The sequence below is a fragment of the Paenibacillus sp. FSL P2-0121 genome (assembly GCF_037975345.1).
GTDB classification, from domain to species: Bacteria; Bacillota; Bacilli; order Paenibacillales; family Paenibacillaceae; genus Paenibacillus_AQ; species Paenibacillus_AQ odorifer.
The window spans coordinates 5,019,185-5,043,468 of record NZ_CP150245.1; the positions used below are offsets into that span (position 1 = coordinate 5,019,185).

Sequence of the window (24,284 nt, forward strand, 5' to 3'; positions counted from 1 at the left end):
ATATTTATAATCCCGTTTCGTCAAAGGCCAGTCGAAGGATCTCACCTGCAGAGCAGGACTTGCCTTCTCCGCCTTGCACCGAGAATACCAAGTCTCCACTGTAATCAGCAGCTGTGATCACAGTGACTTCATCCTTACTAATCCGCAGTTGGATGGTATCGCCGCGCAGGGTAACCGGAAGCTGAACGGACTGCCAATGTTTCGGCAGAGATGGATTGATGTGCACAACCCCTCCATCGTAGTCCAACCCAGCGAAGCCAAGAACCGCAGCCATCCAAGCACCACCATTCGCAGCCGGATGAGTCCCTCCGATGTAGAGATCCCCTACATATTGCTTAGATTCGCCGGTGAGATCGACGGTAGCCGTACGCATAAAATACGGATAGCCCCAATCCGGTGAACCAATATCAGCAGCTACCAAAGCGTAGATACAAGGGCTTAAGCTTGATCCGTGTTCCGTACGCGGTTCGTAAAATTCCCAGTTCGCTTGTTTCACTTCCTTGCTAAAGGAGTGCTTGAACAAATTCAGCAACAACACAACGTCTGCTTGTTTAAGTATGGTTGTGGTGGTAGCTAAGCCATTGCCGCCGCCAAAATACTCATTTTTATTAAGTACACGTGATTTCAGTTCTGTTAGTTCTACATCCTCCAAGGTGAGGTACCGGTCGAATTGTTCAATAACAAGACTGGCAGGATCAGGCTGTGGAACATAAAAGCTATCCAGCATCGTTTTGAACTCCTCTAGGAATGGCCCTGAGCTAAACTGAGCGGACAATTGACTGTAATCCTCAGGATACTTCTCTTGCAGCAAAGCTGCCGTACGCAAGGCAATCTCAAGCGTCTCTTTAACCAGTGCATTCGTAAAAGCATTATTGTTCACACGCTCATGATATTCATCCGGACCTGTAACATCCAGAATCTCAAACCGCTGTTTAACCGAATTATAGTAAGCGTAAGAGTAGAAAAAGCGAGCGCATTCCCAGATCACCTCTGCTCCTCCACTAGTAAGCAGACTTTCATCGCCTGTGAATTGAACATATTTCCAGATCCCATGCACAACGTCACCACTGATATGAACCTGCTTATCGCGGAAATAGGTGCGCATCGGCCGGCCTGTAAATACATCATTCACATTAAACAAAGTACAGGCATCGTCTCCCGTATCCTGACTTTCCCAAGCATAAAATGCGCCCAAAAATCCATATTCCGCTGCCTTACGGCGAGCACCATCCAATGTATGAATCCGGTACATCATCAAGTTCCGCGCTACCTTAGGATCACTGTGCAGGAAAAACGGCAACATAAACATTTCCGTATCCCAAAATACAGCTCCCTTATATACCTGACCCGATAATCCCCGGGCTGGAATAGACACCTTCTCCGAAACTGTAGGCGCAATGATTAACAGCTGATAGATACTATATCTCAAGGCAAATTGGGCAGCTTCATCACCTTCGATGATTACATCACTGTGTGACCATCTCTCATCCCATATCAGACGGTGAGCCTTAAATAACGCCTCATAACCCAGCACCTCAGCAGCATGGACAGATTTAACAGCTTCCGTCTCCGGCTGATCCGCATCAAGTCCAGTATAGACTGCTACATACTTAAACCATTCATACGTCTCACCCGCACGGGCATCAAAAGAAATCCGGCGAACAGCAGCCCCATCTTTCAGTAGCTCCTCACCAAAACTGAATACCGCCCTCTCCGCCACAACCACCGGAATCTTCAATTCTCCGCTAACCGATGAAGAGATCAGCACCTCGTCCTTCAATTGCACCGTTTGTCCGTAGAGATGAGGTCCATTGATATCCCACACATCTACGTCAATTCCCGTCTCAATGGCTACTCGACAGTCTTGTGTGCTGCGAATAGAGTATTTACTAACGAGCAAGTGAAGATTATCCTGGCTTACGAAACGATCTGCGGTAAACGTCAACGTCCCTCCGTCAGATACAGCAAATTCAGTGCTCCGATGATGAATGGCATTTCGGATATTTAGCTCCTGAGTATGAGCGACCGGTTCACGGTCAAGCACACTTAAGAGCTGATCATTACAGAAAATTTTGGTCAACAATCCATTAGGGGCATTAACGGGTTCTCTCCATTTGACTCCTGCTCTGTCATATAGACCTGCGAGGGTGACAGCTGCTAGCTCGGTTTTACTGGATTCCTCCAGTGTGCCGCGATATCCCATGTAGCCGTTGCCTAACATATATTTGTTACCGTTCGTCGTCACAAGCTGTTTATCAAAACAACTATCCTTTACGATCCAGTTCATCCTGCCAGCATCCCTTCACCTAGTGGAAGCGTCTTTCCGGAAGCATCCACTGTAATCGACTGTCCGTACACTATAATTTCGGTACTTCCACCATTAACCGCAGTGATTGTTACTGAATTTTTGTCGACCACAATTCTCAGAAGCACTCCTTCATACAACACTTGGAAGCTATATTCATCCCAGCGTTCTGGCAGGGTTGGCTGAAAGGACAGACGCGCTCCATCCGATCGCATTCCGCCAAAGCCGTAAACAATATTCATCCAAGCAGCAGCAATTGAGGTAGTATGCAACCCTTCACGGGTATTGCGGTTATAGTTGTCTAAATCCAGTCGAGTAGCGAATTCAAAAAACGAATATGCTTCCTCGGGTTTGCCAATTTCACTTGCCAAAATGGAGTGGATCGAAGGTGACAGCGAAGACTCATGAATACATCTAGGCTCGTAGTATTCGTAGTTCGCCAGCTTCGCTTCTTTAGAGAATTGTCCGCTGTACAAGAACATAAACATAAGTACATCCGGCTGCTTAATCATGTCATAGCGATACAAACGATCATATGACCAGTTCGAATATAATGGGAATTCTGTTACCGGAATCGAATGAATATCAATATGTGGCATATCGAAGAACCCATCATGCTCTTCATAAACTCCTGTCACTTCGTCAACCGGAATCCGCATATGCTGCGCCTTATTTTCCCAATCGGTGAGTTCCTCGTCATGGAGTCCAGTTTTTTCTACCACAGCTGCAAAAGCAGCAGGAACCTGTTCTTTCATCTCCCGAAGAGTCTCTAAGGTGTATTCAAAAGATTGTTGAGCCATCAGATTAATGTAACAGTTGTTATTGACCATCAATTGGAACTCATCAGGGCCCATTACGCCAAAATAACCATATTCCCCGCTGCGTTGCCCCCATTGACCACGTGTAGCATAGAATCTGCTGATCTGAATCAGCATCTCAGCCCCTTTACTATGCAGGAAGCTTTTATCACCGGTATTTTTGACATAATGCCAAATGCCATAAGAAACAGCAGTCCCTACATGAAGCTGAAGATTAGAGTGCTGCCAGAGATCACAGCTTTCTGTTCCATCTATAGTAGCAATAGGATAGCAAGCTCCCTCACAATCCACCTCTTTAGCGCGCTGCATAGCCTGTGGCAATGTTTTATATCTGAATTCCAATAAGCTCCGGGCAGCCTTTGGATTATTGAACATATAGAACGGTAAGCAATAGGATTCTGTATCCCAAAAAGCCAACCCACGATATACTTCCCCCGTCAGCCCTTTGGCACCAATATTAAAACCGGGATGATCGCCATGATAGGTCTGATAAAGCTGGAAGATACAGAAACGAATACCCTGTTGATTCTCAGGATCGCCCTCAATTCGGATATCACTTGTCTCCCAGATGCCCTTCCAATAAGCTGTCTGATCAGCGATTATTTGAGTATCCGTCAATTGGCTTGCGGTTTCAGCAAGAGACAGACCTTTGCTCCACAGCTCTTCAGCTGTATGGGCAGAATCACTATCCGAATAGTTCATAACCAGTTTGGTAAAATAGGAGACTTCTCCTTTCGTAAGGTCCAGGGTGAAATTTTGACCAACAAACTTATCACTCTCGACAGCAGTAAGCTGCAACGGCTGCGAGGATTGTAAGGTAAAGCTTGAGAACAGCTTGTTCCCAGTATTCACGGTACTCGCCATAATAGCAGAGGACGCTCCACTTACTCCGCTGCGGAGACTGTTCCACATACATTCGCCGCGTTCTTCATGAATAATGTCGAAATCAAGACCTGCACAAATGTCCACGCTCCCCGAGAAATTAAGGGGTTCAAATTCCACCCGCTGCAACCCCAAATGAGACATAGTCATGCTGACCAGACGTGTAAAGACTACTTTTAGCGACTTGCCATCGTTTAGATGCCAGACTAGCTCTCTCCGATACGTACCCTTACGAAGATCCAACCTACGCACATAATCCGTTACGTTACTTTTTGCTAAATCAAGCTGTTCACCATCTACAGATAGACGTGTATACAGCCAGTCCACCGCATTCACCATATATCTCAGCGAGCGAATAATCCCTTTGTAGTGATTGCCAATATCCAATTGTTCATTTAATCCATTAAAATAACTTCCTTGCAGGGTGTCACCTGAATACCCTTCCTCTGCATATCCCCGTACACCCATATATTCATTACCCAATGAAAAAATAGATTCCGAAGTCCGGTTTCGCTCTGGATCAAAGCCCTCTTCAATAATTGCCCACGGATCAACCTTAAGATATTTGTCTGCTACTTTTGCCATATATGATTTCTCCTTCTCCTGATTTTTGCTCCAATTTCAGGATATCGCTGCATAGCAGTAGAGCCAATGTCCGACCGTAATGAAGATGTGTGCATTTATACGGAGTTGAGATAAAACTAATTTCTTGAACATGAATTTCAACTGTGTTATATGTTACAATCTAACGGGGACGCAAAAAAACAGCGATTAACCCAGTATTTGAGAATAATGGATAGCCGCTGTTCATATATCATAAACGTGAGATCACTTACTCTTTTTTAGTTAAAAAGAATATTACATCGAACACTTTAGAAGTGAAATTTATCACAATGTTGAAAATTCGACACTTTTAAACGATTTTTTATAACCAATTCGAGGGATTTTCAAGGTATAATTAATTTAAAATTTACTGAAAAACTGAGGGAATAAAGGGGATGTCGATTATGCTAAAAGAACATTACAATGTTATCGAAGCCCACGGAAATACAAACTGTTTCTCCGAACAGAATTTCAACAGACTTCTAGTTACAATGAAAGAGCGCATAGTTCCAGAGGGTTCACATCTATTCTGGGAAGGCGACTACTCGGATAAATTGTTTTATATCAAACGTGGACGTGTGAAACTAACTAAATCTACTGATGAAGGTAAAGAACTCATTCTTTATATGTATCAAGCTGGTGATATGGTAGGTCAAGCAGATCCTTTCTTCAGCACTAAGCATAGCTTTACAGCCGAAGTGATTGAAGAAAGTGAAGTTGGCGTCATCGAACAAAAGGATCTAGAAATTCTCATCTGCCAACATTGTGACTTTGCTATCGACTTTATGAAATGGATGGGTATTCATCACCGTCTCACCCAAACTAAATTCCGTGATCTAATGATGTACGGCAAACCAGGTGCACTCTGCTCCACGCTCATTCGTCTTGGCAACACCTACGGTGAGAAGAGCAGCGATGGTGAGAATATCCTTATCAACAAAAAAATTACGCATACAGATTTGTCCAACATGATCGGTGCCACTCGTGAAAGTGTTAACCGGATGCTGAGCGACCTGCGTAAAAAAGATGCTGTTGAGTATGAGAACGGTATGATTGTCATCAAGGACCTTGGCATGCTGCAAGAAATTTGCCACTGCGAATTGTGTCCGAACGAAATCTGCCGGATCTAATTCCGTTATAATATACCCTCTATTCACCTCAATGAAACATACATGACCCAATTATTCTGCATAATATAAAATAGAGTGGTCCAAGGCGCCTAATGCAGGTGTCTTTTTTTTATATTCAAAAAAAAAAGAGCTAAACCCAAGATCGGTTCAGCTCTAATATAGTTAATTAAAAATGGATCTTAACGGTTGTTGCGAGCACCACGCACTGGTGAGATCACCCAATAGGCCATACCGACGAATACGCCTCCACCAATGATATTCCCCAAAGTTACAGGGATCATATTATGCAGCCATCCAGCTATCGTAATGGTTTCCGGATGATTTGGAAGCAACACAGCAACACTAAGCAGAGTCATATTAGCCACACTATGCTCATATCCGCTTGCGATAAAGGCAAACAGACACCACCAGATTAAGATTAGCTTAGCAGATTCACTTTTAGCGCGTGAGGACATCCATAGCGCTAAACAGACCAGCCAGTTACATAGGATCCCACGAAAAAACAGCTCAGAGAACGGGAGACTCATTTTTTTAGCAGCGGCTGTAAAAATCAAATGCTCCGGCGGCGCAGCACTGAACAACCCAGTCCCACGAATTAAAAGTGCTAAAATCACTGCACCTACCACATTCCCGATGAATACAAGAATCCAGTTCTTAACGGTATCCCAGATACTGGTTCTGCCTGCCAGTGTACTTACAGTAAAAAACATATTATTCCCGGTAAACAGCTCTGAGCCTGCAAATACTACAAGCGTCAGGGCGATGCCGAAGGATGTGCCCATAATAAGCGGTTGGAAAGGAGATTTGGCAGCCGCTAGCGGTGCTCCTAGGGAGAAAATAAGGATAATCCCAATGCCTACATAAGCACCTGCCAATAGGGCTGCTAGAAAATATCTTGGCATGCTTTCATTCATTTTGTCCCGCTTACTGACTGCCGTCTCTACGATGCTCTCCACACTTTGCGTAAACATAATACTCCACCCCACCGTTTTCTATTAAATCTATTACTACACTCTTCGGTGTCTACACGCTCACTGTAACTTTCTCTCCGTCCAGTGTGACTGGATAAGTCACCACACTACCTTGGTCTGGTGCCTGCACCTCACCCGTGCGCAGATCGATTTTCCAATCGTACAGTGGATCGTACAGATAGTGACCTGACACGATCCCTTCAGCAAGCGGTCCCCCCTTAGGATGAGGACTGCGATTCTCTACTGCATAGATGGCTCCGTCAGAGGCACGGAACACAGCCAGTTCAATATTTCCAGCAATCACTACGCGGCCAATTTGCAGCAGGAAATCCTGTACTGATCCTATTGCATACGTTTGTGTGGTCTTATTCATTGGTCTCTCCCCTTCTGTGTGTGTTATATCCGCTAGACTCTTGTTTCTTCAAAAAGCGCAGTACGAGTGCTGCTGTCATTGAGCATTTTTTTCCAAGGATCCGTAACCTGAGTCAGAGCAAAGTCAATCCGTGCGGCCAGCTCTTTGCGGTTATCTTCATTATTCAAAATGACCATTTGAATCTGCTCAAGTCCCATACGCTCAACCCACTCGGAGGTTCTCTCCAAATAATTGCCGGTCTCACGGTAATATTGCATCACAGCGGAGCACACTTCGATCAACTCTTCATCGGTCTTTATTTTGCAGAAGGAGTCAGCGATCCGTGGCTTGATCCCACCGTTTCCGCCGATAAACACTTCCCAACCGCCATCATTACCGACGATGCCAATATCCTTCGTACAGGATTCCGCACAGTTACGCGGGCAGCCGTTGACAGCTATTTTAAACTTGGCAGGAAAATCAAGACGTTCATACTTACGTTCTATGAGCGCGCCCATTCCCAGCGAATCCTGTGTGCCGAAACGGCAGAACTGTGAACCCACACAAGTCTTAACGGTACGTAGCGACTTGGCATAACCATAACCTGATGGCATATCGAGCTCTTCCCATACTTTCGGCAGATCCTCTTTTTTCACCCCGATTAGATCCAGGCGTTGCCCACCCGTCACCTTCACAACTTTTACATCATATTTAAGGGAGACATCGGCGATTTTCTTCAAATCCTCCGGTGTCGTTACCCCGCCGTACATGCGTGGAATAACGGTATAGGTTCCGTCTTTCTGAATATTGGCTCCCATACGTTCATTAACAAAGCGTGATTCCTTCTCGTCTTGATGTGTATCCGGATTTATCATCCCCAGATAATAGTTAATCGCCGGACGGCATTTAGAGCAGCCTTCCTCTTGTTTCCAACCCAGTACATGCATAACCTCTTTAGTAGTACTAAGACCTTTAGCTGTAATCTCAGCAACAATCTCATCCCGGCTAAGCGTTGTGCAGCTACAAATTCCTTGCTTGGCAGACTGCTCAAAACTATCACCCAGGACAAATTGTAAAATTTGTTCTACAACCGGTTTACAACCTCCGCAAGAGCGCGTCGCTCCTGTACATGCTTTTATTTCGTCCACAGTAGTAAAACCATTTTCTATGACCGCATCCACAATCGCTTTTTTCGTAACCCCGTTACAGCCACAAACGATTTCTTCGTCCGCCATCGCTTCTACGGATGTGCTCTTTTTGGCTCCATTTCCGCAGCAGCCCGTACCCATAACCTCTGTATAAATTTCATCGGTCATTACAGCGCCTTGTTTTACTAACTTTTGCAGGTTAGCCGACTCTGTCACATCCCCGAACAGGACTGCACCAACAATGACATTGTCTTTGAGCAGAATTTTCTTATAGGTTCGCTTCCATTCATCTTTGCTTGAGATTACAGCATGTTCAGGAGAATCCATAAACTCACCTGCAGAAAATACATCCACTCCGGAAATTTTTAATTTGGTGGAGACAACAGAACCTTCATATGGGTTTGTATCGCTTCCGCAGAGATGTTTAGCTAGAACCATCCCCTGCTCGAATAGCGGAGCTACTAATCCGTAACAAACTCCGCGATGTTCGGCACATTCGCCAATGGAATATACATTTTGCATAGAGGTCTGCAGATAATCGTCCACTACAATCCCACGATTAACAGCAATTCCGCTTTCTTTTGCCACAGTTATATTCGGTTTGATGCCTACAGCCATAACTACAAAATCAGCCGCAAGTGAAGTGCCATCACTAAATTGTAATCCACTTACTCTCTGTTCCCCGGTCAATTCTACTGTTTGTTTGCCCATGGCAAATTTCACGCCTTGACGCTCTAGCTCAGCTTGCAACATAGAGGAGGCATTACGATCCAGCTGGCGCTCCATTAGATCTTCCATCAGATGCACTACAGTAACGTCCATGCCAAGGTTCACAAGACCCTTTGCCGCTTCCAAACCAAGTAAGCCCCCGCCGATTACCGCCGCTTTGTTGTATTGTTTAGCCGCAGCCAGCATCGCATCACAATCTGCAATATCCCGGAAACCCACTACGCCTTCCTTATCACAACCAGGTACAGGTAAAATAAATGAATTCGAACCCGTTGCAATAATCACTTTATCGTAAGAAACAGCCATACCGTTATCCGCAATTACTTGCTTAGAATGCTCGTCAATTCGTGTAACTGTTGTTGCTGTATGCAAGGTAATGTTGTTATCTTCATACCAATTCCAGTCGTTTAGGATGATATCATTGATGGTTTTGCTGCCTTCGAGAACATAAGACAACATGATCCGATTATAATTGGGATGAGGTTCGCTTCCAAAGACCGTAATGTCATAAGCTCCACCTAGCTTCAATATCTGCTCTAGCGTACCTATGCCTGCCATACCGTTGCCTATTAATACTAATTTTTCTCTCTTCGCTGCCATGGTTAGGTGCCTCCTCATTCTTATCCGTTCTTGTTGAACTTTGCTTCAACTTCTCTTCTACATAATGGAATTATACATTTCAAAATTTAAGAGAGATTGTGATTACAGTCACATTAAATGTGAATGTTTTCACATAAAAGTAAGGCAACTTTATTAGGTTATAACTTCCAATAAAAAAAGCCAGATCACGGGTTCTGAGCAACCGTTGATCTGGCATTTATGTACTTTTTTTTAACGTATAGCCAATAAAATCTCCAATTCATCCTGCACTCTAAGCTTCATGTCCATTCCATTCTCAAGCAGCTGCTTCCCATTCACCTTCATCTTCCAAACTTCATTGCTAAGAGGAGTATAATCACCAATGGATAACACCTTTTTGTTGTCTTCGGTCAACTGCACCACACTGCTGTTCTTCAACAAACCTCTCACTGTTAAATCTTCAGTAAATCCCATAACATATGAATGATTCAAATTCACTTGCTCACTTCCACCATTCACGGTCAACAACACAATTTGAAGGGGTTCCTCTTGTTCCTTAGACATCGCCGTAATTACTAATTTTGATTCATGCCCGACTGTTCGACCCCAATCCTCAGGTCCAATGGTCTCCCCATCCATTTGCAGCTCCCAATTCATTCCTGGACCGAGTGAAATATTATTTACCGTTAGAATGCTTGTGTTATCCTCAGAAAAGGTGGCCCTCCCACTACCTTTCAGTAGGTCAAAGATCGTTATCCCTTTTCTGTAGCTCTCGCTAAGCTGCTTGTCCAAAGGGTTGGTAAGCAAGTCATTTCCCGCAACGATAAGCGAAAGCGTAGGCCCGTCTGATCCTGCTAAGCCATTATTCCCTTCATTATTAATGTCAGCAAGAGTGGAACACCCACCTATTATGAATACGATGACTAATCCTAGTAACAACCTCCACATATATTTCGTGGGCATAGTGACACCGCCTTGTCCCGCCTAATGACCACACAGCGTCTCAGGCTTGTAGTAAGTTATGCATACTGTCTATTTAAGAATAACGTAAATAAGCTTTGTTCTCAAATATAAAAAAAGTCCCCTAAGGGACTCTTTGAAAACTCATTTTTTTTACTGGAATCTAGGGAACAATATATTATTCTCCAGATGAACATGTTCGAAAGTCATGCTCTCCAGCTCCTCTAGCCGGGCATAAGTCAAACGATAGGTTGTACATGCATGAGCCGGTGGGGTGAAATCATCTGTTATTTTGCGTATTTGTCTCAATAGTTCTCCTGCTGTGTCATGTTCACTCTCAAGGTCAACTAATGCCTCACGAAGTGTGGTCAGCCCTTCTTCACTTGGATTGGCATCATACGCTAATAATTTTGGAAACTCGTCTTCCTCTTCTTTAGCTGTATGCTGAAGCAGATCTTCCTTAAGTGTATTAAACAAGCTATATAACTCTTCTAAATGAGGTGAATCTCCGCCATGAACCCGGTATACCTTAGTTACATTTTGGCCAATCAGGGGCAGCTCTTCCCGCAGGTAATGGTGATGTTTACTCACGATATGCTCGATTAACTCTGCAGAAGGTGCTGTGTTCCATGCGAGTTCTTCTTGAGGTACCGGATATTCCTCGAACAGCTTGTTGAGATCACTAATGATCATCTCTTGATCTAGTCCACGCTCTACAGCTGCTTCAGCAAGAGGTTTGGCGCCTCCACAGCAGAAATCAATCCGTTTGGACTTAAAATAATCCGCAGCTTTTGGGAATTGCAGCACAATATCTTTTACCAGGGCATCTGGAGTAAATCCAGGTTGCACCGATTGCTTATGCTGTAAATCCGAAATTCTATCATTAGGTTGTTTAGTTTCCATAATAGTTCCTCCTCGGGATATGTGATCAGGTTCTGAAAAAATCTTTTCTACCTGTTCACCTTAACCCTGAAAGGAGTTTTGACTTGTGATTGTACTCACGAAAATTGTATCTCTTTGTTGAACGAAAAAGGTCAATTATGGTGATCTCTGACCACAATCAACCTGTTTACATAACGCTTTAGCGTACTTTAGGTTAAAATTACCAAGCATTATTGTATGTACAAACGAAATGACGAAATTTTATACAGGTATTATATGTGTTATTGGCTGAATAATAGATTACTTAGGCACTCGGTAGCCCCACCAAAAGAAGAAGCTTGAGCAATACTTAAAAAGTTTCTTCTGTTACAGCCTTAAAAGGAGCGTGTCCAGTTTCTGCATTTCTTAATAAAGTCGGCTTTCTAAACCTTAAACTGCACCGCAACTTATAAATAGCCGTGTCTTCATTCATTTCAATGAAGATTACATCTATCCATATTGGTACTAATGGTTCTAGTCCACAAAGTATATTTATAGTTTTATCCAGCGTTAATTGCTTATTCCCAATGTTTTCTTCACTTAAAATGTTTAGCCTCATCATATCATCTGCACCGTTTAGCGGCTTGTCTTTTTCTTTCACAGGCTCTATAACAAATTTACAATCGGTAAAAATCAATCCTTTCCTTCTTGATATTTCCTCAATAGTTTTTAATAAATTCCCTTTAAAAATATCTTTATTCATCTGTTTTATCTCTTCCACGTTCATCACCTACTTTATCTGAATACTAGAAATCTTAACAAGTTCATTTGTATTAACGTAACCTGAAGGAGTTGTTTCTATGGTGTATATTTCAAGCCATGCATTTTTAGTTTTCACCCCTATTTGCTCAAGAACTTGTGAGAATAATTTTGCTTGCTCAATTGAAGGAGTATAGTGACCGGATAAGTTAGATATGCTTCGAACCTGTCCCTGATTATTAAGTTTTAGCTTTCCTGCCGCTTGAACAGACTCCCCATTTGCCAAAAAGGAATGCCCTCTCCCAATATGAAGTTTGCCATTCATGTCTACAACAAAATCAACCTCGGAAAGACCACTGTTATTTTTCAAGTATCCATTTTCGATATTGAAAGAAAACTCTTTTCCAGTTTGAATATCATTTGGAAACCTATTATTGATTTGTTGAACAGGTTTAACATTTCCAGTCCCCTCAACCGCCTTCACGTGTATGTCACTTGGTTGAACCTTAACTTCCGGTAGTTCTATCACGGGTGTTTTAACAGTTTGCTTAGGAATTTTCACCGAACCTTTAGGCAGCTTTAAGTTCTTATTCAGCCCCCCACGGCTAACGCTAATTCCTTGGAAATTATAGAGTATATTACTAATAATAATGGAATACGCCTGTAATTTCGATATCTTTTCTCCTGTGAAATAATTATAACCTTCTGTTGCCGCTATCGTCTGTTCCAGTATGATATCCACACCTGGTTCTTCTCGCTCTAGCTGGATATCTCCATTTCTAATAGCTTCCTGATAGGCGATGCTCGCTTGGGCTGCTTTTTGATCTGTCACACCGTTTTTACTGAGGACCCACGTATTCCCCATTAACTTTTTATCATATTCACTAAAATCAAAGGCTGATTTGCCCTTTAGTTGATTCTCTGCTTGTTCGATTTCCAGCCGCTTCCCTGCCAATTGACTCTTGGCCTGCTCCCCAACACCTTCCTTTTGCATCGCCATTCGCAGTAGTAAGAGGTATTCTTCATTTTGGAGTAGGGGCACATTAGACGTCGTGATCGATGGATCATAATCACACGCCTGTACCGCTGGCCTCTTAAAATTAGCGCTTAAATTCTTACCCAACTGGTACTGGACTTCGCCTATACCCAAGGATTCCAGCTTCTTACGTGCGTCATCCGCCAGCTTATGCATTGCATCCATTTGCGTCCGATTTCCAAACGCCTGATATACCTCATAGGCGGTCTGTGCCTTTGCGATTTGATTCCGTGCCTGGTAGATATCCTTCAGCTTGCTTTGTGCGGCAATGGAATCAATCGTTCCCAGTCCCGAATTCTTAACAGTTGTTTGAAGCTTCTTCACCATAGGATCGCTATCCAGCTCATCCTTTCCCATTAGAGCAGCAATCGAGGTGATCAGATTCGTGACCGCCTTCTGAGCTGCTGGTGGGATCGAAAACTGCCCAATTGCGCTGTCTCCTCCTAGCCTTCCGAACATACTTCCTAAAGCGCCAAACTGCTGAAAGAGTTGATTCATCTGGCGTTTATTCTGATCCTGAACACCTTGAACACCCTTTACAGCTGAACGAATAATATCTTCAAGCTTCTCAGCCTCTACCGTCAATTCGTTGATAAGCACTTGGGCTTTTATCTGGTTTGATCCCAGCGGGATACCATCCCAATTATTTATTTGACCTTTCAGTTGCAAGTACAACCGATTGGTGTCCTGGCTAACCTGTCTAATTTTTGTCTGCAGTCGTTCAACTTCGTCTTCTTTGAATACCATTTTGTTAGATGCCATTCATGACCTCCAGTTCTTACACTTAGACCATCCAATGTGCTACACTCTTCGACTCATCATTCCAGATCTTTATGTACTATTTTATCTTTAAATACTTAAGTAAAAGGAGCGCATATCTAACCTATATATCGGCTTAACTTCCCATTATTTTACTTTAAATCCTTTCTTTTAATTTTTTAATTCTAATTACTGCCCTGAAAATAGCAGATAACAAAAACAGGTCAATCATGGAGATAAATCTCCACAATCGACCTGACACTAAAATCTGTATCTTCTATTGAACATAAGCCTGCATATACGTTCGCTTACCCTTTGCGTCCTTCAAATAAGGTCCTAAGCCAGCAAAGCGGGAGTGATCCATATAAACACCAGTCATCCATCTGCCTTCTGTTAGGCCTCCGTTCCATTTGAGGACAAGGTCAGGGGCGGATATCCATTCCTGATATATCTTTATATTCTGATCTTTGTACTCTTTACAAGGCTTAGACTGCTCCAAAAGACGTAGATCATTAAGGTAAGTTGGCACGAAATAAGAGGATATCGTATGCAAATCATCTTCATCAAAAAAGGGCTCATCCCCTAAAAAGGGTTTGAATAATACGGTATTCTCGTACATGGACCAAATTAGGGCTTGTAGCACCATGCTTTGGCGAATGCCATTATGGAACTTATATTGTCGTTGATTACTCGCCACATTCACTTCTTGAAGAGGTTCCGTCGACTCCAGGCAATGCCGTTCACAGCCGATACATTTCCAGCCAGAAGGACTTTGAATCCATTTTTGAAAAATAGTCCCGCTATCATTGTTGCCTTTGTAGAGTGAAGAGATAATACTGTAAGGCACGCCAATCCACGCATCCCATAAGGAATCTGGAAGATGGCTATGCAGCATGAACAACGTCTTGTCATAGATGAGCTGTACTTTGATCGAAGCGTTCTCCAGCTCAGCAACATCCTTTTTTCCATACGTTATTTCCCGGGAAAACAGGGTGGTCTTCATCTCCCTCGCCTCCTAATAGTTTTGCTATGCCTGTACTCCAGCTGAGTAGATTTGAGCAAAAACCAATATTGCAAGCGTTTCCACGCAAGGAACATACAACGTTTTTTCTATTATATTACAGATTTTTTCGATCTGTGCAAGGTTTTTATTTAAAAATTGAAAAGCCCTCCTCCGTTCTTCAGGAAAAAGGGCCACAACACGACTTTGATTTCTACTCTACCCAGCTCTCAGCCCAAGACTGAATCTGCTGCATAACAGGCTCCAGCGCACGGCCTTTGTCTGTTAGTTCATATTCAATACGCACAGGTGTTTCCGGGTATACATGTCTAACCAGAATACCCTCACCTTCCAAATCCTTCATCCGCTCGGACAGCATCTTATCGCTCATTGAAGGAATGAGGCCGGAAATATCTTTAAACCGCTTCGGTCCACTCATCAATGTCTGAATAATAAGTCCATTCCAACGTTTGCCTAAGAAAGAGAAGGCTGTCTCAAATCTGGGACACATCGAAATTTGATGTTCTTCCATTGTTCTCACCTCTCACTAGCGAAACTTACTATTAGTTAGTATATATAATATTAACACATTTCATCCCTGATGAACATCGTTTACTAAAAAAAGTTCATCTGACATTATCATTATATCCTCGTTGTCAATCCCCTGTATGTGCTTTAGATTCCCTTTTAGCGATCGCTTCTGTCACGATTTGCGCCAAGTCATCATTTCCGAATAAGGAGAGTACGCCCAGAACTGTGTCATCAGAAATATCCCCTGCTTCCTCCGCAGAAACCGTTAGGGCAAGCGCTTTTCGCAAGGCTTCATTCCCTTCTTGCTGTGGATAAGCCTGTAAATATAAACTGTGCGGGTCGAGTCCTTGATTCACGCACCACTGGGCGAATACAAGGATCATCATCTCTTCCTCACGCTTATAGCTTTCGATGATTTGTTCCTCCACTAATTTACGGTTGTCTTCCATATTTTACTCCTTTCTTAGAGACCTCATTCAGCAAGCTGAGCTGCCAATCTATGACTAGGCAGAACTGCTGAAGCAGCAATACTGCATAACTCTGGTGTATTTATATTGTTCAGGAAATGATCTACCACTCCACCAAAACCTCTTCTATCCAGCACCGTATCCCAGCTTCCAAAGCTCTGGGTCCGTGGCAAAGCATTTTTTTCATATAGGATGGCTTGGTCCAGATCTGCCACTTCCACCGAACGTCCATTACCGTGCAGCTCCAGCTTCTCCAAATCAACACCCGCCTCACGAACCATACTATACATCCCCACTGAGCCTTGCTCCCAACCCAGCATTCCAGATGCCTGCACAAGTCGCCCCTCTCCATTGGATTGAAGATTACTGCGAAGCAGCTCATACTGATCTCCACATAACCATAACAGCAGATCAAGCATATGAATCAAGTCGTCATGCACAGTCTCACGGCTGCTGCCTAACTGCAGCTTCGTGCGATGTTTAATCGCGTGGCAATGGCTAATGCCTCCGGCTTCCTCGAGCCAACTCTTGGCAGTGACATACATTGGGGCAAAACGCCGATTAAAGCCCACGCCTAGCAGCAGCCCTTTATTTTCTGCCAGCTCTGCCATCCTTCTGGATTCTTCCAGATCATAGGACAGCGGCTTATCTACATACACCGAAATCCCATGTTCGAGACATTTTGTTACTATATCATAATGGGTCGTCGTTGGGCTATGCACAAATACTGCATCCAGATCCCAAGACAACAGCTCGTCCAAATTTGTCGTACCTTTAGGAAAACGGTAGGCTTTAACAGCTTGCTCTACTGTTGTGGATGAGTGACTGAGAACCCCCACTACCTCAACTTGTCCATGCTGAGAGAGCAGTGGCAAATATACTTTGCGGGCGATATTGCCAATCCCGATGATGGCGACTCTTTTGCGTGCAGAAACGATCACTGATCTAACTCCCCTCTTTATAATTCAAGAATTTATCTCTCTCTTTGTTCTCTATAAATGCTATTATACCTGCTTGGCGTTCGCCGACAATGATCTTCACTTCAATATTTACTTTTTATCCCGTATGATGAGATGAATGAGTGGAAGAAAGGGTATATTAGCTATGAGAAAATGGTTCTCGATTATTCTTTATGTTTCGGGCACAATCCTTGCGTTTATCTACAGATATGACATCCTTAGCTGGATGAAAGAGGATCATAATCTTTTCAGCTCTATAGGGATCGCAACTTTACTGGCTCTCTTTCCAGTTGTACCGTACAAAGCGGTCATCGGATTTTTTGGTTATGCATACGGAAGTTTGGCAGGTGCTTTAATTTGCTGGGTAGCTACAACCCTTGCTGCCGCATTCCTTTTCGGCGTAGTGAAGTTCTTATTTCAAGATCAAGCGAGAGCTTATCTGACTTCTATTCCCCTACTCGAAAAATTCACAAAAGGCATAGAACGGCGGCCCTTTGCTTCTATTGTCTTAGCACGTCTCTTGCCGATTATCCCGCAGACAGCAGTTAACATCTATGCCGGAGCAGCCGGACTGCCCTTCTGGAGTTATCTTGCTGCCTCAGCTATTGGAAAAATCCCAGGCATCGCCTTGTATGCCTTCCTTGGGGATCAACTATTCCAGAACCCTGGAAATGCGATTATAGCCATCATTGTTTATGCCATTGTGCTTATTATAGCCGGACTAAGCTTTCGTTACAGTTCACAGGAAGTAAAAAAATACTAGGTAACAGAGAGCTTATTTGGCGTAAGCTGGCAGGCTGTGGTTATTTGCTTTATAATTAGATTGTGATCTATTTAATTGCATTACATGAATGGAGGGATATTAATGAGTGAACATCAGACTAACCATATAAATTCCAAGGCGGAAAAAGCAACCTTTGCAGGTGGATGCTTCTGGTGCATGGTCTCGCCGTTCGAGGAATTGCCAGGCATTATTAGTGTCGTCTCCGGCTATACTGGCGGGCATACAGTGAATCCTACCTATGAAGAGGTATGCTCCGAAACTACAGGACATGTTGAAGCCGTACAAATTACGTTCAATCCAGAAATTTTCCCTTATAGCAAGCTGCTTGAGTTATTCTGGCAGCAAATTGACCCAACCGATGCGGGTGGACAATTCCATGATCGCGGCACCTCTTACGGAACGGCTATCTTCACCCATTCTGAAGAACAGAAGCAACAAGCAGAGGCTTCCAAGGCAGCTTTGCAAGAAAGCGGCCGATTCGCTAGCCCGATTGTTACCCCGATCCTCCCGGCAGCAACCTTCTATCCTGCCGAAGAATATCATCAGGGCTACCATCGTAAGAACCCGGGTCACTACAAACGTTACCGTAAGGGTTCCGGCCGAGAGGATTTTATCGAAACCCACTGGACACATAAAGAAGACAAACTAAGCTTAAAAGAACGTCTGACGCCACTTCAATATGAAGTCACTCAGAATAGCGCTACAGAGTCACCTTTCCGAAATGATTTTTGGGATCACCACGGAGAAGGCATTTATGTAGATATCGTATCTGGTGAAGCATTATTCAGTTCGCAGGATAAATACGATTCCGGTTGTGGCTGGCCCAGCTTTACACGTCCGATTCGCGATTACGCCGTGAAGGAAAAGACGGACCTCAGCCATTTGATGGTTCGCACAGAAGTGCGCAGCAAAGTAGCAGATTCCCATCTAGGTCATGTCTTCGACGATGGTCCAGGGGAAAACGGCCTGCGCTACTGCATTAATTCAGCGGCACTGCGCTTTATACCAAAAGAGGATCTGGAGAAAGAGGGCTATGGCGAGTATCGTGTACTCTTCCAGCCTGCCTAATCTTCGATAAAAGCGAATACTGTACTGTCTTACAGAAAAGAAAAGCCTCCAATTCACGGTATACCATGAATTGGAGGCTTTTTAATTCATAGAAGCTTATTCTTTATTCTCGTCCTCGTTAGCTTTCTTATCCTTTATTGAGGTTGTCACCTTTGGCTCTGCTGGTCCAGGGAGTACCGCCTTTTTCAGTTCCCGATTTTCCTGCCGTATCCGCTGGGTCTGCTGCTCCCGTCGTGCACGGATATTTTTGCGGGCAAACCAAACGATGACTAAAATAATGCCCGCACCGATTAGAATCGGCAATGCACCTGCAAGAATTACAAAAATCCACTGAAACATAACAGATAGTGCGTTCAGGCTTCCTTTTAAAGCATCCGATGCCCGTTCTAGCAATGGACCTTGCTCTGCCTTTTCCTTCACGGCTAAGCTCTCATCCGTCTGGTACACTCTAAGCTCTACCGTTGAAAAGGATACGTTCTGATCTATATATCGCATTCTGCCTTTGATCTGCTCAATCGTTTCTTGAATCGAACCAAGCTCGTTTGCAAAGGCGACCAGATCACTTGATTTCGTTGCTTTTTTCATAAACTCTGTGTATTGAGCTTCCATTAACTGCTTTGCCTTTAGACGCGACTCCAGATCAACATACTCCTCCGAGACATCCTGACCTTGAATACTGCGCTGTAGCGATTCGTGTTTTACTTTTTCCAAATTATTCAGAAAAGGAGAGAACCCGGAGGCAGGCACCTTAAGGATAAACGTCCCTCCTTGCTCATATTGCGACATGTTTTCGTTAAACTCTATAATATATCCTTTAGCCATCGTTACCATGTTGCGGATTTCAGTCTGAGCTTTACCGTAATCTTCTACTTCCATAGTCAGATTGGCATGATAGATTAGCTTCTTGTTCAATCCTTCCACGACATCACTGCCCGTGAATCCCGCGTTCCCTTGATCCGTGTTCTCTGATGTCAAACCTTTTTCAACTGGGGCTTCGTTGCCTCCCGCTGCTGTCTCAGCTTCTGCTGAGGTGCTCTTATCCGCTAATGTAGCTTTCGAAGATTGCTCAGTGGTTGCTGCAGCAGAATTACTCGTATTTCCGCCGTCACCAGCTAATTTGTCTGCCGCCGAATTGTTATCACCCGAGCCACAACCTGCCAATACCACCGCAAGAATTAATAAACATAAGTAATGCAGACCCCATTTGCGCATTCTCATTCCTCCAAAAGTGTAGTGGTTATCCCTAGCATTGTAACGTTACGGAATGTCATGTTCTGTACAGATCTCTTCCGTCTCTCATTTCTATAACGCCCCAAAACTTGGAAGGTTGCACTGGAATATGGAATTCCGGTAAATTTCTTTTGGTTTTTCATGTTGAATACACAAAAAGCCGCATTTCTGCGGCTCTTATTGGACATATTTTTGATGTGGGAAGGTGACCCGAAAGTTAAAGAACTCATTTGCTTACAAACTCATTATTTGGTACAATTACCACGTCTAACCTAGTAAAAAAAGCCAAATACCCTCTATTCATAATGAATGAGGGCGTGACACGGCTTTGTTGAGACAAGCTCCACCTTGCTAAACAGAGCCGTTCATTGAATGATACTATCAATTACTATAAGGGGAGGTGAACCCTCATGGCAAAAGACGTAGTTTGTGAAGTTAACTCCTGCACCCACTGGGCAGAAGAGAACAAATGCAGCGCTGAATCGATCTTCGTAGCTTTCCACAGCTCCCAAGAACCAAAACGCGCAGAAGAAACAGATTGCAAAACTTTCGAAAGTAAATAAGTAAATGCCTGAAGGGACCCTCCACGGTTCCTTCTTTTTCTTTTTCATTCTAACAAGATTGAGAATTATTATCAAGTAGCTGATTATAAAAAAATAAGTGAACTAAAAAGCCAGGGTAAATTACCCTGGCTCTAATTTATTTATGTCTATTTTGATGCAATAACCCCTGACTTTTCCCTCGCAATAGCAGCAGCGCTTACCATGTTACGTAGTGCATCCTCTGTCTCCTGCCAGCCACGTGTTTTCAGACCGCAATCCGGATTAATCCAGAACTGTTCAGGGTCCAGCACCCGCAGCGCACGATCGATATTCGCCGTCATTTCTTCTACAGCCGGAACCCGCGGGCTATGGATGTCATACACTCCAAGACCGATTCCTTTATCATAGGCCTGCTCCTCAAAGCTGATAATCAGCTCCCCATGGCTACGTGAAGTCTCAATGGAGATTACATCAGCATCCATAGCCGATATGGAATCGATCATGTCATTGAATTCGCTATAGCACATATGCGTATGAATTTGTGTCGTAGCCTTCACATGGTTCGTAGCAACGCGGAACGACTTCACTGCCCAGTTCAGGTAATGCTCACGGTCTTCTGCCTTAAGCGGAAGTCCTTCACGTATAGCCGGCTCATCCACTTGAATCATTTCGATGCCTGCATCTTCCAACGCTTTTACTTCATGGCGAAGGGCAAGAGCAATTTGATTGGCTACCTCTTCCCGGCTGAGATCATCACGTACAAATGACCAATTGAGGATAGTTACAGGACCCGTCAACATTCCTTTAACCGGAAGCTTCGTCAACGATTGTGCATAGACACTTTCTTTAACAGTCATAGGCTGTATAAATGCAACATCCGCGTAGATCACCGGTGGCTTAACGCAACGGGAACCGTAGGATTGAACCCAGCCATTACTAGTAAACAAGTATCCGTCCAGCTTTTCTCCGAAAAACTCCACCATATCTGTACGCTCGAACTCACCGTGGACCAGAACATCCAGACCTAGCTTTTCTTGGAAGGTAATTGCATCCGCGATCTGCTCACGAACAAATCCATCATAACGCTCCTGATTCCAGACCCCTTTACGCCATTTCAATCTCGCCTGACGCACTTCTACTGTCTGCGGGAAGCTACCAATTGTAGTGGTTGGCAGAAGTGGAAGCTGCCATTTCTCTTGCTGCACCTTTAAGCGTTCAGCAAAAGGCAAACTGCGTTGGTCCGGCAAAGCTGCAAGTGCAAGCACTTGCTCCGCCACATCCTTACGACCACGCTCAGGTAGTGCGCGGAATGCTGCAATAGCTTCACGACTAGCGGCCAGCGCTGCTTTAGCAGCTTCTCCTTTATCTGCGAGGGCTGCTCCGAGCAAACTAAGCTCTGCAAGCTTCTCATCGGCAAAAGCTAACGCATTCTTAACTGTCGCCTTCAGCTTCAACTCACCTTGAACGGTGACTGGGACATGCAGCAGACTGCAAGAAGGCTGAAGAATAAGACGATCAAGCGGCACATGAACGCTGAGCTTTTCTACCAGTTGCAGCTTAGCGTCTAAATCGGAACGCCAGATGTTCCGTCCATCAATAATTCCGGCACCCAGCCATTTGTCCTTCGGCCAGCCAAGACGTTCGATAGAAGCCAGATTCGCTCCACCATCGTGCACAAAGTCAAGACCCAAGCCTTGAACAGGCAACTCTAGCAGTGCCTCCAACGGTTCAGCAGCTTCGAAATACGTCTGTAAAATAATATTCAAGCCCGGCACGGAGCCGGCAATTTCTGTGTATATCGAGTTAAGCAGTGTTAATTCTTCTTTACTTATGCCTGTAACAATCGCTGGCTCATCGATTTGTACCCAGCTTACCCCTTCTTGCTTCAGTTCCTGTAGCAGTTGAACATAGACTGGAACAAAACGTGCAGCAATCTTGGCGATATCTGCCGCTGCGTAACCTTTGGACAGCTTAAGGAAGGTATACAGACCTAAAAGTACCGGTTTACCTTCAATCCCTGCCTGCGATTTAGCAAAACGATAAGCCGCTAGAGGTTTATTTTCAGTCAGGCGTGGTGTTTGTGTGCCGATCTCTGGAACGATATAGTGATAGTTCGTATTGAACCATTTGGTCATCTCACAGGCAGTAGCCTCAGCATTACCACGGGCCATTGCAAAATAAAGATCAAGCCCGATGTCGCCGCCATCATACGTGTACCGTGGAGGTACAATTCCAAACATAACAGCCGTATCCAACACATGGTCATAAAAAGTAAAATCATTTACCGGAATAAGCTCAATTCCTGCCTCTTGCTGGGTCTTCAAATGCTGCAGCTGAATTGCTGCCATTTCGGAGCGGAATTGCTCCTCATTTATTTTCCCCTGCCAGTAGGCTTCCAGTGTCTTTTTCCACTCGCGGTTCTTTCCGATTCTCGGATATCCAAGATTGCTTACTTTTACTTTATTCGTCATCTCGATACACTCCCTCTTCCATCTCTTATTTCAAACTCCAAAGCTACTTGCTTTCCTATAAAAAAGAGCGCCCTTCCCTAAAAAAGTCAAAGGGAAAGACGCCCATGATATACCCATGGTTAACGTCTAACACCTCCCTATCTTCCGTAGGTGAAGCAGTGCTGTTGAAACAGGCAGGTCTCCTGGCTAGCGGCGTCAACATCTTGAGCAGTCTTCCCAGCAGTAGTAAATTGCCAGTGACCTCTGTTGCTCGAGATTCTTCCGTTACAGTGGCGGGACCGCATCGGCTTCGAACCGAATTTCCCTATTAAGTCTACCGAATTACTATTTTCCGGTCAGCACCTGTCTCCGATATCATTCATCATTTGAGTGTCTTAATCTGATGTCATCATACGTGAAAGCCCCAGCAATCTGCAATAGATTACTGGGGCTTCTGTTATATCGATTCCTTATAACGGACTTAGAAAAATACGAAATATACTACAGCAGCAAGAATTATACGGTATATAGCAAACGGTAAGAGCTTGATACGATTGATCAGTTTTAAGAAGAAACGCATCGATAACAGCGCAAATAGGAAGGCACTAATAAAGCCTGCAATAAAAAACGGCAACGCGTCCATGGTGAAATATTGCCAGTTTTTCATCAGTGACAACAGACTGGCACCTGCCATGATGGGTACTGCCATAATAAACGTAAAATCAGCAGCGGCACGATGGCTCATCCCGAGGAGTACGCCACCAGAAATCGTCGAGCCCGAGCGTGAAAATCCAGGCCATAACGAAAAACACTGTACAAGACCTACACCAAGTGCCTGTTTGTATGTAATCTGATCTACACTCTCAGTTCTGATCTTCTTCGGCCCAAACAGATCGGCAATAATCATTAATATAGCCCCAATCACTAGACCAATTAACACTGTTGATGTAGAGAATAAATGCTCATCAATATAATCATTAAACAGAACACCTAACACACCTGCAGGCACTAACCCTACCAGAACCTGAGTCAGCTTGAGGTGCCCGCCCTGCTCCAACTTCGGTAGCTCCTCTGTTACAGGATCCAACTGCTTACGGCTGAAACGCTTTAAACCCAACAGATCAATGAACCGATTTCTAAAAATCACAACAACCGCTAATATTGAACCCAGTTGAATAACTACTTTGAAGGTATTTGCCGTATATTGTCCAAATAACTCCTGTGATTTCAGCCACATATCATCAACAATAATCATATGACCCGTGGAGGATACTGGAGCAAATTCGGTTAAACCTTCAACAAGCCCCAAAATAATGGCTTTAATAATCGTTAATAGCTCCATGTGTTTCCCTCCTTTTTAA

At 44.0% G+C, this 24,284-nt stretch carries 20 protein-coding genes and 1 riboswitch; of the genes, 4 read left to right on the forward strand and 16 right to left on the reverse strand.

Going from position 1 to position 24,284, the window contains the following annotated elements:
• Positions 1-4 precede the first annotated feature (4 nt).
• On the reverse strand, positions 5-2,287 hold the full coding sequence (locus MKY54_RS22320) for a glycosyl hydrolase family 65 protein (RefSeq protein ID WP_339187966.1): 2,283 nt from the start codon (positions 2,285-2,287) through the stop codon (positions 5-7).
• The gene (locus tag MKY54_RS22325; protein ID WP_076304680.1) at positions 2,284-4,590 is read right to left on the reverse strand and encodes a glycosyl hydrolase family 65 protein; all 2,307 of its coding nucleotides are present in this window, start codon (positions 4,588-4,590) and stop codon (positions 2,284-2,286) included. The genes MKY54_RS22320 and MKY54_RS22325 overlap by 4 nt, the downstream gene beginning before the upstream one ends.
• A gap of 422 nt (positions 4,591-5,012) precedes the next feature.
• On the opposite strand from MKY54_RS22325, the gene MKY54_RS22330 reads away from it, so the two are divergent.
• Complete coding sequence (locus tag MKY54_RS22330) at positions 5,013-5,738, forward strand: Crp/Fnr family transcriptional regulator (protein WP_036682945.1); 726 nt, start codon at positions 5,013-5,015, stop codon at positions 5,736-5,738.
• A 179-nt stretch (positions 5,739-5,917) separates the two neighbouring features.
• Here MKY54_RS22330 and MKY54_RS22335 read toward each other — a convergent pair whose 3' ends face one another.
• From MKY54_RS22335 to MKY54_RS22385, 11 genes are all read right to left on the reverse strand, one after another.
• The gene (locus MKY54_RS22335; RefSeq protein WP_076281375.1) at positions 5,918-6,709 is read right to left on the reverse strand and encodes a formate/nitrite transporter family protein; all 792 of its coding nucleotides are present in this window, start codon (positions 6,707-6,709) and stop codon (positions 5,918-5,920) included.
• A gap of 52 nt (positions 6,710-6,761) precedes the next feature.
• Positions 6,762-7,082: a nitrite reductase small subunit NirD gene (gene nirD, locus MKY54_RS22340; RefSeq protein WP_076193069.1), complete on the reverse strand. Its 321-nt coding sequence runs from the start codon at positions 7,080-7,082 to the stop codon at positions 6,762-6,764.
• 32 nt (positions 7,083-7,114) lie between these two features.
• Complete coding sequence (gene nirB / locus MKY54_RS22345) at positions 7,115-9,538, reverse strand: nitrite reductase large subunit NirB (RefSeq protein ID WP_339187968.1); 2,424 nt, start codon at positions 9,536-9,538, stop codon at positions 7,115-7,117.
• A 231-nt stretch (positions 9,539-9,769) separates the two neighbouring features.
• Entirely contained in the window at positions 9,770-10,480 is a 711-nt protein-coding gene (locus tag MKY54_RS22350) for a hypothetical protein (RefSeq protein ID WP_076308946.1), read from the reverse strand.
• Positions 10,481-10,630: 150 nt separating this feature from the next.
• Positions 10,631-11,326, reverse strand: a complete 696-nt coding sequence (ric, locus tag MKY54_RS22355; protein WP_339191252.1) for an iron-sulfur cluster repair di-iron protein — start codon at positions 11,324-11,326, stop codon at positions 10,631-10,633.
• A 382-nt stretch (positions 11,327-11,708) separates the two neighbouring features.
• Positions 11,709-12,101, reverse strand: a complete 393-nt coding sequence (locus MKY54_RS22360) for a hypothetical protein (RefSeq protein ID WP_339187971.1) — start codon at positions 12,099-12,101, stop codon at positions 11,709-11,711.
• Positions 12,102-12,128: 27 nt separating this feature from the next.
• Positions 12,129-13,895, reverse strand: a complete 1,767-nt coding sequence (locus MKY54_RS22365; protein WP_339187973.1) for a hypothetical protein — start codon at positions 13,893-13,895, stop codon at positions 12,129-12,131.
• A 274-nt stretch (positions 13,896-14,169) separates the two neighbouring features.
• A complete protein-coding gene (locus tag MKY54_RS22370; protein ID WP_076302708.1) occupies positions 14,170-14,895 on the reverse strand; it encodes a hypothetical protein in 726 nt (241 codons plus the stop codon).
• A gap of 211 nt (positions 14,896-15,106) precedes the next feature.
• A complete protein-coding gene (locus MKY54_RS22375; protein WP_036682958.1) occupies positions 15,107-15,424 on the reverse strand; it encodes a helix-turn-helix domain-containing protein in 318 nt (105 codons plus the stop codon).
• A 124-nt stretch (positions 15,425-15,548) separates the two neighbouring features.
• On the reverse strand, positions 15,549-15,872 hold the full coding sequence (locus MKY54_RS22380) for a hypothetical protein (RefSeq protein WP_339169060.1): 324 nt from the start codon (positions 15,870-15,872) through the stop codon (positions 15,549-15,551).
• Between the two features lie 23 nt (positions 15,873-15,895).
• A complete protein-coding gene (locus MKY54_RS22385) occupies positions 15,896-16,831 on the reverse strand; it encodes a Gfo/Idh/MocA family oxidoreductase (protein WP_339187975.1) in 936 nt (311 codons plus the stop codon).
• Between the two features lie 163 nt (positions 16,832-16,994).
• Here MKY54_RS22385 and MKY54_RS22390 point away from each other — a divergent pair, with 163 nt between their 5' ends.
• Together MKY54_RS22390 and msrA are read left to right on the forward strand one after the other, a co-directional pair.
• Entirely contained in the window at positions 16,995-17,612 is a 618-nt protein-coding gene (locus MKY54_RS22390) for a VTT domain-containing protein (RefSeq protein ID WP_339187977.1), read from the forward strand.
• A 102-nt stretch (positions 17,613-17,714) separates the two neighbouring features.
• Entirely contained in the window at positions 17,715-18,701 is a 987-nt protein-coding gene (msrA, locus tag MKY54_RS22395; protein WP_038572566.1) for a peptide-methionine (S)-S-oxide reductase MsrA, read from the forward strand.
• Between the two features lie 96 nt (positions 18,702-18,797).
• On the opposite strand, the gene MKY54_RS22400 is transcribed toward msrA, so the two are convergent.
• Positions 18,798-19,913, reverse strand: coding sequence for a DUF4349 domain-containing protein (locus MKY54_RS22400; protein ID WP_339187980.1), 1,116 nt, complete (start codon positions 19,911-19,913; stop codon positions 18,798-18,800).
• A gap of 428 nt (positions 19,914-20,341) precedes the next feature.
• Between MKY54_RS22400 and MKY54_RS22405 the strand changes: the two genes are divergently transcribed.
• Entirely contained in the window at positions 20,342-20,494 is a 153-nt protein-coding gene (locus MKY54_RS22405) for a DUF1540 domain-containing protein (protein ID WP_076098619.1), read from the forward strand.
• Between the two features lie 146 nt (positions 20,495-20,640).
• Here MKY54_RS22405 and metE read toward each other — a convergent pair whose 3' ends face one another.
• Both metE and MKY54_RS22415 read right to left on the reverse strand, forming a co-directional pair.
• Positions 20,641-22,944, reverse strand: a complete 2,304-nt coding sequence (gene metE, locus MKY54_RS22410) for a 5-methyltetrahydropteroyltriglutamate--homocysteine S-methyltransferase (protein WP_076193052.1) — start codon at positions 22,942-22,944, stop codon at positions 20,641-20,643.
• 154 nt (positions 22,945-23,098) lie between these two features.
• A riboswitch (cobalamin riboswitch) is annotated at positions 23,099-23,305 on the reverse strand.
• A gap of 99 nt (positions 23,306-23,404) precedes the next feature.
• Entirely contained in the window at positions 23,405-24,265 is an 861-nt protein-coding gene (locus MKY54_RS22415; RefSeq protein WP_076193050.1) for an undecaprenyl-diphosphate phosphatase, read from the reverse strand.
• Positions 24,266-24,284 lie beyond the last annotated feature (19 nt).